We start from the raw sequence: 14,307 nt of genomic DNA, 5'->3' as shown, positions 1-14,307 counted from the left end.
CCTCTTGTCCTGTGATCTCTATCTCTTCTTGGCTTTGAACAATACGTTTCTATTATATCGATTATATAGAGTTTTCGCACATTATTGAACCTTTTGGGAAAAACTATTCTATAGCGGCTCCTGACTGCGTCCACCCGAAGTCCGAAAGGCGGTCCCGACGGCGCCGAATAAGGCGAAGGCGAGGCCCATCACAACGAACACGCCTCCGTTCCACCCATACTGCATCAGGATCCCCCCGATGTTCGGCCCGGCGATACTGCCTATATTAAAATGAAAGGATGCGACGACATTCGCTGCGGGAAGCAGCGCCTTCGGGAGAATATCCGCCGCGTAGGCCAGGCCCAGCGAAAAAAACGAGCCGACCATGCCCCCCGCCACGCACAGGAGCAGAACGAGCCCGGCTGTCGCCGTTTCTGCCAGCGGCACGGCCATAAAAGCGGCGCCGCCGATGAGGCCGCAGGCGATAAGCACGTTTTTGCGGCCGAAGCGGTCGCTCAGCATGCCGAGCGGCAGCTGCAGAATCAATCCGCCGATGCCGATGAACGGAAGCAGGAACGCGATCTGGGACTCGCCCATCCCTGTTCGTAGCCCGTAGACCGGAAAATTGCTGTTAATCCCGGCTTCCATGTACCCGTACAGCAGTGCGGGTAGAAGGGCGTACCAGGCGAGTGCATAGCTTCGGCGGAAGCGCCGCGGAGGCTGCGCCTCCCCTTCCGTCCGCTCCGGGCGGAAATCGGGCAGCTTCGCCCAGACCAGCACAAGCACGAGCAGCATCAGCAGCGCCAGCACGATGAAGGGGACCGCATTTCCATACTTCAGGAGCTGGATACCCAGCGGCCCGAAGCTGAATCCCAGGCCATACGACATGCCGTACAGCGAGAGGTTTCGGCCCCGGTATTCGGCCGGCGTGACCATAAGCACCCATAATTGGGCAGCATAATGAACGGCGCTGTCTCCGATGCCGACGAGCAGCCTTAAGACAAACCACACTTTCACGCTCGGCACAAGCGGAAACAATATGACGGAGACGAGCACGAGCACGAGGCCGGCGCTCACCAGCTTCTTAAAGCCAAGCGCGCCCAGCGTCCGCTCGGCGACAAGCGTCATGGCGAACGATCCGACGTACAGGGCGGCTGCGTTTAATCCGTTGACGGAAGACGATACGCCCATTTGCTCCAAAAATATGGACAGGACCGGCAGCAGCAGCCCCTGACTGAGCCCTGCTGCAACGATCACGGTGATCAGAATGAGGTAATGAATAGATAATCCGCGATTGCTGTCGTTCTGTGTTGACAATGAAAATATCCTCCTTGAGTGCAAATCCGTTCAAACTCCCTGAACATTATAGTGGACAACCCTGCTATCAACAAGCCATAATGGAATGAGCGCACAGATTTCATAGGAGGTTATTGGTTTCATGAACTATGAAGTAAAGGTTGACGTTTCACCGATTTACGAGCTGCTTAGCAGCTTTATGGTGTACATTTCGAAGAAATGGATTCGCAACCTCGACATCGGGCCCGAATGGATCGGTGAAGTGAGCGGCAAGCTTCCACCTGAAGTGACGTCCGCCTTAGGCCCGGCCGCAGCTTGGCCATTCGACGATTACGACGTGCTGTATGCCTGGGCGATTCACCGCGCAAACGGCGATACCGTCCGCGCCTTTTTGGATTGCCTGCATGAAACGCCGGCAGAGGTGCTGTACCAAGCCGCCTCCCCTTACCTGCCTTCTTTAACCGTAAAGGAAGCTGAACGAATTCGTGATTCATATACACCGCTGCTCGAGTTATGGTATGAGCATTATTTCAAGCATGAGGAACCCGCCATTATCCCGCTGATCGAAGAGGATGCGGAGGAGAAGCGCATGCTGCTGACCAAGATGGAGCCTCAAAGCCTGGTAGAGTACGCTTCCGGCGGACTGGTGGTTGAAGATGTTCCCGGGCTGGAAACCATCGTGTTATTCCCGACCGTGCACAACCGCCCGATCAACGCTTACTGCTTTTACCGGAAAATGATGCTGATCCAGTATCCTGTTGACGTCCCTGAAGAACAGGAGGATGAGCCGCCGACCTGCCTGCTGCGCATGACGCATGCGCTGGCTGATCCGAAGCGGCTGCGCCTGCTGCGGTATGCGGCGGAGAAGCCGCGTTCCCTGGACGATATGATGCGGGATCTGAACCAGACCCAGGAGCTGCTTAAGCACCATTTGATGATCCTCAGGGTAGCGGGTCTGCTGCGCATCCATTTGGGTTCCTACAACACCGAGAAATTCAGCATTCGTCCGGACGGAGCAGCGGAGCTTCAGATGTTTCTGGAGTCCTACATCCGTCTTTAAGGAGTGACCTAACGTGAAAGCACCTGAGCAGCATATTCTGTTCGATCTGGATGACACGCTGATCCACTGCAACAAGTATTTCGGCATCGTCCTCGGGGAGTTTTTTGAATGGGTACAACAATGGTTTGAGCCCCACCAGATCAAGACAGAAGAGATTCGCAGCAAGCAGATCGAGATCGACGTTGCGGCCGTCAGCCAAGCTGGCTTCAGCAGCGGCATCTTCCCCAAATCGCTGATCGAAACATATCGCTTCTTCAGCCGCAAGTTTAACCGCCCCGTTCAGCCGGACGAAGAAAAACAGCTGATGGAGCTCGGCTTGAGCGTGTACGAGCAGGAAGTGGAACCCTATCCGGGCATGGTAGAGACGCTGGAGTCGCTGAAATCACAGGGACATCATCTGTACCTGTACACTGGCGGCGAAACGGCGATACAACAGCGGAAGATTGACCAGATGAAGCTGAGCCAGTACTTTGACGACCGGATCTACATTACGCAGCACAAAAACGAAGCGACGCTGGAGAACATCCTGAAGCAGGGCGGCTTCTACCGTCCTTCCACCTGGATGATCGGCAACTCCCTGCGCACCGATGTGATGCCGGCATTATCGGCAGGAATCCACAGCATCTATATCAAACAGCAGAACGAATGGATTTATAACATGGTGGAGCTGCAGAAGAAGCCGGACAGCTCCCTTTACACGGTCACAAGCATCGAGGAAGTTCCCGAGGTTATCCACAGCAAGGGCATTGTAGCTTCCGCAAACGCCTTGAGACAGTGAATGTGCCGCCTCGATAAAAAAAGGCAAAAAAAAGAGCGGGCCCGCCAGGGTCCGTTCTTTTTGGTTTGATTTAAGTCGAACGCTCGATGCTCAGTTTACCGGAACTTCGATCCTGCAGCACGATCCGCGCTTTATACGGTCCCCCGGTTCCGCTGAAGGACAGCAGCTGCGTACGGCCGGAAGCCAGCAGCGATTTCAGCATGTTGGCGCTGATTTTTTTGCCGGAGAACTCCTTCCAGATCACAAATCCGCAGCCGTCTTTGAATGCGGTACAGCCGTAACCCTTTTTACCTTCGATTATCTGGCCGTGGCAGCCCGGCCGAGGACATGGCCCATGTGTAAGCCGTTCCCCCGGCGGTGCGGGGGGCGCGGCAGCAGCGGCCGTTTCCGTGCGGGTCGTTCGCGAAGCGGCTCCTGTCCCCCGCCTGCCCTTCCCTGCTGCCGACCTTGAGCGCGGCTTCCCCCGGCCCTGCTCCTGATCCGTACCGAAGAGCGAAGATGGCGCCGCCTGCTGGACACCAACCTTCTCGATGATGGAGACGGTAAATTTGCGGACATTGTCCATAAATTTAACCGAGGCTGCCTCGCCCTTGGATATTTGATGCAGACGCCGCTCCCACTGCCCGGTCATCTCGGGAGAAGTCAGCAGCTCGACGCCTGCCTGGCGAATGAGCTCGACCGCCGTCCTGCCCTTCTGGGTAATCGTGATCTTTTTGCCCTGCATAGCGATATATCCGACCTTCTTCAGCCGTTCGATCGTCGCCGCCCGGGTGGCCGGCGTGCCGAGACCGCTGTCCTTCATCGCGTCCCGCAGCTCGTCGTTTTCAATCGTCCGGCCCGCGCTTTCCATCGCCTTCAGCAGGGTGCCCTCCGTATAGCTCTTCGGCGGCTGCGTAGCTTTCTCTTTGGCTTCGCTCTTGCCGCATTTCACCGGCTTCTCGGGATCCAGATCGAAAGCCCGGTCATTCCACTCCAGATTTTCTTCCTCTTCCTCCTGCTTTGCGGATTTCGTTTTCTTCCCGCTCTTATCGGTGCTCGGCATCAGAACCTTCCATCCCAGCGACAGCAGCTCCTTCACGTTCGTTTTGAACAGGTCACCCTCTACTTCGGTCAGGACTGTATGCTGCTTGTACAAGGCGGGCGGATAGAACTGGGACAAAAACCGCAGAATGATCAGGTCGTACAGCTGCTGTTCCTCCTTGCCCAGCTGGCCGGGCCGCTTAAGCGTCGGCAGGATGGCATGGTGATCCTCGACCTTCTCCGGATTGCAGATCGCCTTGTTGTTCTTGTGTACCAGAGATGCGTTGGCCCCTTCAGCCTGTTCCTTATATGAAGTGGATTTCAGCATATGCAGCGCCTTATGCATCCCTTCAATATTTTGCTCATTGACGTAATTGGAGTTGGTCCGCGGATATGAAATCACTTTATGCCGTTCATACAATGCCTGCGCGATGTCCAGCGTCTTCTTGGCGGAGAAGCCGAACTTGGCGTTTGCGTCCCGCTGCAGCAGCGTCAGGTCATACAGCTTAAAAGGATACTCCTTCGTATCTTTGACTTCGTATTTGGCGATTTTGCCTTCCTTCCCTTTGACCCTGGCGGCAATCGCCTCGGCCTTCTCCTTGGAGGTCAGCCGGTCCCCCTGCCACGTTCCCGTGTACTCCAGCGCCTCTTGACGAAAATGAGCCTTCACCTCGTAATACGTCAGCGATTCAAACGACTCGATTTCCTTCTGCCGGTCATAAATGAGCGCCAGCACAGGCGTCTGAACCCGTCCGACGGACAGCAGGGTGTTATGCTTCGTCGTAAACGCCCGGGTCGCGTTCATGCCGATAAGCCAGTCGGCCTCGCTGCGGGCCCTGGCGGCCTGCGTCAAATTTTCGAATTCCTCGGCGGCGCGCAGCTCCCTGAAGCCCTGGGCGATGCTCTCCGCGGTCAGGTCCGAAATCCACAGCCGCCGGACGGGCTGCTTCAGCTTCAGCTGCTGCTGGATCAGCGCAAAGATGTACTGCCCCTCCCGCCCCGCATCGCAGGCATTAACGATCCGGTCGCAGCGTTTTGCCAGCTCCCCGATCGTTTTCAGCTGGTCTTTCGTTTTATAATGCGGCACGATTTTGAATTGGTCGGGCATGATCGGCAGATCACGAAAGTTCCATTTCTTGTACCGGTCATCATAGGCATCCGGCTCTGCCAAACCGACGAGATGTCCGATGGCCCAGGTAATGATATACTGCTCCCCCTCCAGATAGGAACGGGCATTCTTCGCCCTCGGCTCAATGACCGCGGCAATGTTGCGCCCCATATCCGGTTTTTCTGCTATGACTAGAGTTTTCAACAATCATTCGCTCCCCGCATGGAAAAAGGCCGAGAATAGCTGCTCCCGGCCGGTTTATTCATGGATAACTTCCACGTTCTGATAGAATTGACTCTAAATTATGATAGCATACGGGAGGCCCGTTTTTCAATGCAAGCGGGAAAGCCTTTGGAGAGTCATCTCTTAGCGGCGGGGCTTCCCGCTCCAAGAATCAAGGAGGGTTACAACCAAAGCGTTGCCAGTCCCTGACGATGTCTTCTTTGGTTTCAGTCACTTGCTTTTTTTGCGGTATAGCTGAAATGCAAGCGGCATAAACACGGCAATGATACATCCCAAGCTTATCAGCGTGGCGGTCAGGGCAGCTGTATCCGCCGTACCGTGCATCAATGCCCGGGCCGATGAGGAAGCCAGGCTGACGGGGTTGTAAGCAACGACCGGACCCAGCCAATCCGGCATGGTGGACGTATCGGCAAACACGTTGCTCGTAAACATGAGCGGGTACAGCACGAGATAGGACATCGTCGTGAGCGATTCGGTTTTCCGTACGGTCAGTCCCAGGCAGGCAAAGATCCAGCTGAAACTGAAAGCATAAAGCATGACGAGCAGCATGGACAGGAGCACTCCAGACCATCCCGCTTCCGGGCGAAATCCGAGCAGCATTCCGAGCCCTAACGTTGTGATGAGTCCCACGGCGAAGGAGATGAGGTTGATGGCCATCGTACCGATGATCGCAGCGGGCTGCCAGAACGGCAGCGTTCGGAATCGGTTGAAGACACCGCGTTCGATATCCGTTTTGAGATTGATGCCGATGTACACCGTCATGGTGGTGACGGTATACACCATCATGCCTGGCAGCAGATACTGCAGGTAATTTCCCGTTGATCCGGAGATGGCGCCGCCGAACAAATACGTAAAGATCAGCAGAAAGACCGCCGGGAAAATGATCGAATCGATCGCTAAATATGCCGCGTTGCCGCTCGTTTTCCGCCATGAGCGCCAAATAAAGGTCCATACCCCCTGCGGCGCGCTCGGCCGCGGCGGACGCTCCCTCAGGTTCAGGGCTGCCAGCATTCTGGACTGTGGTTCACTCATCGGTTCTCCTCCTTCAAAGGTTCTGCTTGAGCGCTCCTGCCGGTCAGCGTGAGAAAAACCTCATCAAGACTAGGCTCTCCAAGCGAATATTGGTGCGTATAAATGCCTGCCTCACTCAGTTCCGTCAGCGCCAGTGCAGCCTGCCGCGGATCGGAGACTTGAGCCGACAGTTCGGCGGGATTCGCATGAAGCCTGGCTTCTGTTTGAAGCACGCGCCGCAGGACCTGCTCGGCTTCTCCCCGCTGCTTCGGGTCGGCCAGCCGGATTTGAATCGAGCCTGAGCCGATGGAAGCCTTTAGTTCGGCGGGCGTGCCTTCGGCGATGACGGCGCCCTCGCCGACCACTGCCACGCGGTCCGCAAGCTGGTCCGCTTCCTCCAGATACTGGGTCGTCAACACCACGGTTGTGCCATGGTCCACCAAAGCGCGCACGATATCCCACACTTCGCTGCGGCTCCGCGGATCCAGACCGGTCGTCGGTTCGTCCAAAAACAGAAGGTCCGGGGCGACGAGCATCGCCGCGGCAATATCCAGCCTCCTCCGCATGCCCCCCGAATACTTTCCGGCCGAACGCCCGGCCGCATCGGTCAGGCCAAATGCATCCAGCAGCTGTTCGGCCCGCACTTTGGCCGTTTTGGCGGAATAACCCGCCAGCCTGCCGAAGAGGACCAAATTATCGCGGCCGCTCATCCCCTCGTCCACCGCGGCGAATTGCCCGGTGAGCCCAATCCTTCGGCGCACGGAATCGGCTTCCCGCACGACGTCGAGTCCAAAGATCCGGACCGAACCGGAATCCGGCGCGAGCAGCGTGGACAAAATGCTGATCAGCGTCGTCTTGCCTGCCCCGTTGGGACCGAGTACGCCGTACACGGTTCCCTGCTCAACCCGCAGGTCCAATCCCTTCAGAACATCTTCCTTGCCGTAAGCTTTCCTTAGCCCGCGCACGTCAACGGCTGCTTCTTGTTCCATGTTCTACCTCCTACCTTGCGATTGAAATTCAACTTACACCCAAATTTTATAACACTCATGCAAATGGGAAGGCAGGCTTAAATTTTCGCTTGAAATCACAGTAACCCTGTAACAGAACATTATCATGTCCCTTAAAGCTTTTTGTGCAGCTTTTGCCGGCATGTTATCCTTGGGGGAGTGAAGATAGTCGAAGCGCATAAGGGGGAAGGGAAATGCGTTATTATAAGCCGATCGAAATCGCCAGGGAATTGCATATCAGCACAAGCGCCCTGCGCCACTATGAATCTTGGGGGGTCGTCCCCGAGCCGGAGCGGTCGGATAACGGGTACCGCCTGTACACGCAGCTGCACCTGGCCTATTTCCGCTGCCTGCGGGCTATGTTTTCAGGTTTCGGGGTCGGTATTACCTCTGAAGTGCTTCGCTTGATTCAACAGCGTGACATGGACGGAGCCTTCTGGCTCGTCAATCAGGAGCAGGCTCGTCTGCAGCATGAAAAAACGGTTGCCGAACAGACCCTGGCCTTACTCCAAGATCCCGAACTGCCGCTTGTCTCGGGCAAACGATTGAAGGGCCGCATGACGATCGGCGAAGCAGCTGAGCTTACGGATGTGCAGCCCTCGGCGATCCGGCATTGGGAAAAAGAAGGGCTGATCCAGCCGGAACGGGATCCCGAAAACGGGTACAGGCTGTTTACCCCCACGCATGTCCGGCAAATTTTGCTGATCCGCACATTAAGGAAGACGGTTTATGTGCTGGAAAACATGAAAGAAATTGTGCAGGGCGTCGAGCAGCACAGCGTTGAAAAAGCGAAGAAGGTGACGCTGGAGGCGTTATCGAGTATCCATGACCGGAACCGGCGGCAGTTCTTCGGGGTTCACTTGCTGGTCGAGCTGTGCATCGAAGAAGGACTGATCGATCCGGTAGACTACATTAAAGGCTTGTGGTTTGATTATTTCCAAAAAGCCAAAGCGGAAAAAGCACCCGGCGAAGCTCCATGAAAAGGGAGCCCTCGCTTCGGATGCATTTATTAACTTACATATGTATCAGCAGCTCCCCATTTGATAATCCCTGACCTTAGGAGAGCTTGATGTTTTTAAAGAGGAAGGTTGAGCCTGCCCGTTTACCGTTTCAGCTCCAAATGCAGGAGCGGGAACGGCCGTCCGGAACCGTCCAGCTCGGACCGTCCCGTCCGTACAAATCCATACCGCTGATAAAACGCGAATGCCCCATCGTTCTGCTCGTTGACGTCGACCCGCAGCCGGCTTCCCTTCAGCTGCTCCGCATACCGGAGTAAACGGGTGCCGATTCCTTGTCCATGCCGGTCGGGATCGACGAACAGCATTTCCACCATACCGCCGTCCAGCCCAATGAAGCCCAAGGGAACGCCGCTGTCATCCTTTTCCACCCACACCTCCACGTGCTTCAGCGCCTGCTCGTCTACAATCCGGCGGTAAAATGCGATATCTGCCTCGGTTAAAAAAGCATGCGTCTCACGAACCGCCCGGTACCACAACTCTACCAAATAATCGTGATCCTCTTCCCGATATGCCGTTATTTGTCCCATCGATTGCTGCCTCCTAACTTACATCGGTATTTGACCTGATACAGAAAAAACAGCAGCCCCGCAATAATGCGGAGCTGCTGTCCTATCATACCCGGGTTATGAGCCGACGATCTTATACCAGCACTGTCGAGCCCATCAAATATTTGTCCACTTCACGGGCAGCTTCGCGGCCTTCGTTGATGGCCCATACGACCAAGCTTTGGCCGCGGCGCATGTCGCCGGCTGCGAAAACTTTGTCCACGTTTGTGTTGTATTTACCCTTCCGCGCCTTTACGTTCGAGCGGCGGTCTGTTTCAAGGCCGAGCTGTTCGGTAATCGTCTGCTCCGGTCCGTCGAAACCGATGGCAATCAGCGCCATTTGCGCTTTGAATACCCGCTCCGTTCCCGGAATCGGCTGGTAGATTTTACGCCCGGTTTCGTCCACCATCCGCTGAATTTGTACGGTGTGCAGCTCTTGGAGGTTTCCTTCGTCATCACCCACAAATTTGGTAGTCATGATGGAAAATTCGCGCGGATCGCTTCCAAAGACCGCTTTCGCTTCTTCCTGGGCGTAATCCAGTGTGTATACGTTCGGGAACTGCGGCCAAGGGTTGTTGATCGGATCGCGCTCCAGCGGCGCCTTCTCATGCGTGCCAAACTGCGTTACGCTTGCACAGCCATGACGAAGCGCTGTTGCGACGCAGTCCGAACCGGTGTCGCCGCCGCCGATCACGATGACGTCTTTCCCTTCTGCGGAAATGTAGTTCCCGTCGGCAAGACCCGAGTCCAGGAAGCTCTTGATCGTACCGTTCAAGTACGTCATGGCATAATGAACCCCGTTCAGATCGCTGCCTTCAATGTTGAATTCGCGCGGTTTGGTAGCTCCGCCGCACAACACGACTGCATCGTAGTCGTCAACGAGCTGCTGTGCAGGAATGTCCTTGCCGATTTCGGTATTCGTAATAAACTGGATGCCTTCCGCTGCGAGCAGGTCCACACGGCGCTGAACGACGGATTTGTCGAGCTTCATCGACGGGATGCCGTACATCAGCAGGCCGCCGATGCGGTCCGCACGCTCGTACACCGTCACGCTGTGGCCCGCTTTGTTCAGCTGTGCTGCCGCGGCCAGTCCTGCCGGGCCCGAGCCCACGACCGCCACGCGTTTGCCTGTACGTTTCTCCGGTGGGTTCGGCACAACCCATCCTTCTTCAAATCCTTTATCAATAATGGCCTGCTCGATCGTCTTGATCGTTACCGGCTGGCCGATCAGGCCGACGGTACAAGAGCCTTCGCATGGAGCAGGACAAATCCGGCCGGTGAACTCCGGAAAGTTGTTCGTTTTATGCAGGCGCTCCAGCGCTTCTCTCCACAAGCCGCGGTAGATGAGGTTGTTCCATTCCGGAATCAAATTGTTGACCGGGCAGCCCGAGGTGCCTCCAGCCATATCGATTCCCGTATGACAGTAAGGTGTTCCGCAATCCATACAGCGTGCGCCCTGGGTGCGCAGTTCTTCTTCGGACATATGTTTATGGAACTCTTCCCAATCCTTAATCCGCTCTGCAGGATCGCGATCCGCCGGAAGCTGGCGGCTGTACTCCATAAAGCCTGTTGGTGTTGACATGACGCATTTTCCCCCATCCGTTCTTTTCTATCTTGTTGAAAGTTACTTCCTATCTATCACATTAACGACACGTAGATAGATTGAACCAAACCTGTACATGTATTATCCCCTGACCACGGCGCAGCTTTCGTGTTAGAGCATAATACGCTCTAGTTCATTCTACATAGATATTTCAATTATAGTATCATTTGAAACTTTGAATATTAAATGGATTATCCGCATAATTATTTGTACTATTTCACATCGAGATCACATGTCATGATAACATGAATTTCGTTTAACTTTTGCGGATATAGGTGCAGAAACGGTAGGAATACGGGTTTTTCTCATCCGTGATCCCTTCGATCTCTTCTTGCAGAATCCAGTCCCCGAAGTCTACTTCAGGGAAGTAGGTGTCGCCTTCAAACGTCTCGTCGATCCGGGTGACGATCAGGCAGTCCGCTACCGGAAGCAGCTTATAGTAAATTTCGGCTCCTCCGATCACCATGATCTCTTTATTCTTGCCGAGCTCAACCGCTTCTTCTATCGTATGAATGATCTGGGCTCCCGGTGCCTCGTAATCCGGATCGCGGGTCAGGACGACGTTGTCGCGTCCAGGCAGCGGCTTACCGCCGAAGGATTCCCACGTTTTGCGGCCCATGAGGACCGTTTTGCCCATCGTCTTTTCCTTGAAAAAAGCCATATCCCGCGGAAGCCGCCAAGGAAGCTTGTTGTCCCGCCCTATTACTCCGTTTGAGCCCATGGCCCAGATAAACGTCATTGTCATGGTCAAAAAGCTCCCTTCAACATAAAATGAAAGCCGGCTAGATGGCGACCGGCGCCTTAATGCCTGGATGATGCTGATAATTCACGAACTCGAAATCCTCGAACTTATAGTCGAAAATCGATTCGGGTTTCCGTTTGATCACAAGCTGAGGCAGCTCAAATGGCTCGCGCTCCAGTTGGGTTTTGACTTGCTCCAAATGGTTTGAATAAATATGCACGTCGCCGCCGGACCAAATGAATTCACCGACTTCAAGCCCGCACTGCTGGGCCACCATATGCGTCAGCAGCGCGTAGCTGGCAATATTAAACGGCAGACCGAGGAACGTGTCGACCGAACGCATCGTCAGCATGCAGGACAATTTGCCCCCGGCCACATAGAATTGGAATACGAAATGGCAAGGAGGAAGCTTCATGTTCTCAATCTCCGCCACATTCCATGCGCTCACGATATGTCTGCGGGAATCCGGATTCCGCTTGATCGATTCGATCACATTCGCAATCTGGTCGATATGGGTGCCGTCCGGTGCCTCCCAGTTCCGCCACTGAGAGCCGTACACCGGTCCCAAATCCCCGTTCTCGTCAGCCCACTCGTCCCATATGGAAACGCCGTTTTCTTTCAGGTACCGGATATTCGTATCGCCGCTCAAAAACCACAGCAGCTCATGGACGACCGACTTCAAATGGATGCGCTTCGTCGTCACCAGCGGGAACCCCTGGGATAGATCGAACCGCAGCTGTCGTCCGAAGACGGAAATCGTGCCGGTTCCGGTCCGGTCCTCCTTGGGGGTACCGTGTTCCAGTATGTCCTGCAGCAGCTCCAAATAGTTTCGCACTTTGTATCCTTCCTCTCAATGCCGAATGTCTATATATCTGTTGATTGTGTATATTCTAGTTTACCATGTGGGGGCATGGTTGATAAACACCTAAAAAAGTCCATCCCCAGCGACCAGAATCCGCCCGCTTGCCACGTACGGGGAACTCACTACAAAAAACGGTTCCCAGGGTCTACCCCCAAGAACCGTTCCATGCCAAAGCCTTGTTGCCGTTTCATCATCTCGAGATTATTCATATGAAAGACGCTGCGTTACCCTTTAACGGCTCCGATCGCCACGCTCCCGATGATCTGCTTGGAAAAGACCGCAAACACGATGATGATCGGCACGATGGAAATCGCCACACCCAGGTACAACAGGCCGTAGTCCATCCCGTAATAACCCTGCACGAGCGCGACCAGAACCGGCAGCGGATATTTGCTCTGCGAGAAGAACAGGACGAGCGGGCCGAGGAAGTTGTTCCAGGAGCCGATGAACGTAAAGATGCCGAGTGCGGAAACCGCAGGACCCAGAATCGGCAGGATGATCTGGTTGAACGTCCGGAACTCGCCCGCACCGTCGACCCGCGACGATTCGATGATTTCGTCCGGAATGCTTCCGTCGATAAATTGCTTGATGAAAAACACGTTAAAGGCGTTCGCTGCCGCCGGCAGAATGATAGCCGCGTAGCTGTCGAGCAGGCCGAATGTGCTGAACAGCCGGTATACCCCAATCAGGGCCAGCTGCCCGGGCACCATCATCGTGGCCAGCAAAGCGAAGAACAGCTGCTTGTTGCCTTTAAACCGGAATTTGGCGAAGCCGTAGGCCGTCAGCGCCCCGATGTACAGGGACAGCACCGTCGTGGACCCCGCAATGAAGAAGCTGTTCATGAATCCCCGCCAAATGTTGATTTTTGCGGCCATGTTGCTGTAGTTCGCCCACAGATCCTTCCCCGGCAGAAAGATGAACGATGAGGCGATGTCGGCATTGCTGTGGCTGGAGTAGATCAGCATGAGATAAAACGGGATGATACAGATGATGGCAAACCCGATCAGAAAAATATACAGCAGCACCATGCCGGCGGACAGGCGGCGTTTGGGCTTGGCGGCATACGGAAGTTCCCGCCGGATCGGTCTAATCGCTTCCATGTTATCGACTCCTTCCTCAAGCCTTCTTCCGGTTCGTCAGCACAAACGACAGGACGGAGAACAGAATGATAATGATGAACAGGCAAAACGCGATGGCGGCTCCGTAGCCAAACCGCGTGCTCTGAAACGCGACGTTGTACAGGTACATGATGCTGGTCATGGATGCGCGGTCTGGCGCTCCCGTGCCATTGGTGAGGGTAAAGGGCTGATCGAAGATCTGCATCCCGCCGATGATCGAGGTAATGACCTGGAACAAAATGATCGGTTTCAGCATCGGAACCGTAATGTGCAGGAAAACATGCTTTTTCGTGGCCCCGTCGATTTGGGCGGCCTCGGTCAGCGAAGGATCGATTCCCTGCAGTCCGGCCAAATAAATGATCATGGAGTAGCCGAAGTATTGAAAGAACAAAATCGAAGACACAATCAGCCGCATGAACCAGGCATTGTTCTTCCAGTTGATCGGATCGTGGATGATTCCGCTCTCGACGAGAAAGTGGTTCAGCCCGCCCGACTGCCAGTCGAAGATCAGGCTTACCAGCAGCCCCAGCGAAGCGGCGGTGACGATATGCGGGAAGAAGTAGACGGCACGGAATATGTTTCTTCCCTTGACGAACTTCTCGTTTAAAATAAAAGCAAGCACAAGCGAAACGGTCAGCTGAGGGATGACGGACACGCCCCAAATAAACAGCGTGTTGAGAAAGGTTTTGTAAAATATCGGGTCGTGGAATACCGCAACGTAGTTACCCAGCCCCACGAATTCCGGCGTCCGGATCCCGTCCCAGTTCGTAAAGCTGATATACAGCGAGTATAGGATCGGATACAATCCGAACAGGAGAAAGATGATAAAGAACGGTGCAATGAAAAAATAACCGTAATGGTCCTTCCGTATCGATTTGGCAAACATGGACGCACCTCCTGGTATAGGTTGTTCCAA

The 14,307-nt window shown here is 54.8% G+C and carries 13 protein-coding genes; 3 read left to right on the top strand and 10 right to left on the bottom strand.

Annotation, left to right across the window (positions count from 1 at the left end):
• Positions 1-108 precede the first annotated feature (108 nt).
• Positions 109-1,296 (bottom strand): MFS transporter, encoded by a 1,188-nt coding sequence (locus K2F33_RS19895; protein WP_263878339.1) that lies wholly within the window; start codon positions 1,294-1,296, stop codon positions 109-111.
• Positions 1,297-1,417: 121 nt separating this feature from the next.
• On the opposite strand from K2F33_RS19895, the gene K2F33_RS19890 reads away from it, so the two are divergent.
• A complete protein-coding gene (locus K2F33_RS19890; RefSeq protein ID WP_089547872.1) occupies positions 1,418-2,335 on the top strand; it encodes an ArsR/SmtB family transcription factor in 918 nt (305 codons plus the stop codon).
• 13 nt (positions 2,336-2,348) lie between these two features.
• The gene (locus tag K2F33_RS19885) at positions 2,349-3,113 is read left to right on the top strand and encodes an HAD family hydrolase (protein ID WP_263878338.1); all 765 of its coding nucleotides are present in this window, start codon (positions 2,349-2,351) and stop codon (positions 3,111-3,113) included.
• Between the two features lie 70 nt (positions 3,114-3,183).
• Here the strand turns inward: K2F33_RS19885 and K2F33_RS19880 are convergent, their stop codons facing one another.
• The 3 genes from K2F33_RS19880 to K2F33_RS19870 all read right to left on the bottom strand — a co-directional run bounded on the left by K2F33_RS19880 (position 3,184) and on the right by K2F33_RS19870 (position 7,484).
• Positions 3,184-5,445 (bottom strand): type IA DNA topoisomerase, encoded by a 2,262-nt coding sequence (locus tag K2F33_RS19880; protein WP_263878337.1) that lies wholly within the window; start codon positions 5,443-5,445, stop codon positions 3,184-3,186.
• 249 nt (positions 5,446-5,694) lie between these two features.
• Positions 5,695-6,516: an ABC transporter permease gene (locus K2F33_RS19875; RefSeq protein WP_263878336.1), complete on the bottom strand. Its 822-nt coding sequence runs from the start codon at positions 6,514-6,516 to the stop codon at positions 5,695-5,697.
• Entirely contained in the window at positions 6,513-7,484 is a 972-nt protein-coding gene (locus tag K2F33_RS19870; RefSeq protein WP_263878335.1) for an ATP-binding cassette domain-containing protein, read from the bottom strand. Before K2F33_RS19870 ends, K2F33_RS19875 begins: the two co-directional genes overlap by 4 nt.
• 212 nt (positions 7,485-7,696) lie before the next feature.
• Here K2F33_RS19870 and K2F33_RS19865 point away from each other — a divergent pair, with 212 nt between their 5' ends.
• Positions 7,697-8,482 carry a TioE family transcriptional regulator gene (locus tag K2F33_RS19865; protein ID WP_263878334.1) on the top strand — a complete coding sequence of 262 codons (786 nt, stop codon included), beginning with the start codon at positions 7,697-7,699 and terminating at the stop codon, positions 8,480-8,482.
• 122 nt (positions 8,483-8,604) lie between these two features.
• Here the strand turns inward: K2F33_RS19865 and K2F33_RS19860 are convergent, their stop codons facing one another.
• The 6 genes from K2F33_RS19860 to K2F33_RS19835 form a co-directional block, all read right to left on the bottom strand.
• Positions 8,605-9,048, bottom strand: coding sequence for a GNAT family N-acetyltransferase (locus K2F33_RS19860; RefSeq protein WP_263878333.1), 444 nt, complete (start codon positions 9,046-9,048; stop codon positions 8,605-8,607).
• A 112-nt stretch (positions 9,049-9,160) separates the two neighbouring features.
• Positions 9,161-10,648, bottom strand: coding sequence for a glutamate synthase subunit beta (locus tag K2F33_RS19855; RefSeq protein ID WP_076171352.1), 1,488 nt, complete (start codon positions 10,646-10,648; stop codon positions 9,161-9,163).
• A 277-nt stretch (positions 10,649-10,925) separates the two neighbouring features.
• Positions 10,926-11,414, bottom strand: a complete 489-nt coding sequence (locus tag K2F33_RS19850) for a dihydrofolate reductase (RefSeq protein ID WP_076171350.1) — start codon at positions 11,412-11,414, stop codon at positions 10,926-10,928.
• Positions 11,415-11,451: 37 nt separating this feature from the next.
• The gene (gene thyA / locus K2F33_RS19845) at positions 11,452-12,246 is read right to left on the bottom strand and encodes a thymidylate synthase (RefSeq protein WP_076171348.1); all 795 of its coding nucleotides are present in this window, start codon (positions 12,244-12,246) and stop codon (positions 11,452-11,454) included.
• Positions 12,247-12,497: 251 nt separating this feature from the next.
• Positions 12,498-13,373, bottom strand: coding sequence for a carbohydrate ABC transporter permease (locus K2F33_RS19840; protein ID WP_084203934.1), 876 nt, complete (start codon positions 13,371-13,373; stop codon positions 12,498-12,500).
• Positions 13,374-13,389: 16 nt separating this feature from the next.
• Positions 13,390-14,277 carry a carbohydrate ABC transporter permease gene (locus K2F33_RS19835; protein WP_076171346.1) on the bottom strand — a complete coding sequence of 296 codons (888 nt, stop codon included), beginning with the start codon at positions 14,275-14,277 and terminating at the stop codon, positions 13,390-13,392.
• Positions 14,278-14,307 lie beyond the last annotated feature (30 nt).

Source organism: Paenibacillus sp. PSB04, assembly GCF_025809195.1.
GTDB classification, from domain to species: Bacteria; Bacillota; Bacilli; order Paenibacillales; family Paenibacillaceae; genus Paenibacillus_AQ; species Paenibacillus_AQ favisporus.
Note: the sequence above shows the minus strand (reverse complement) of the source record. Positions and strands in the feature narration are given on the sequence as shown.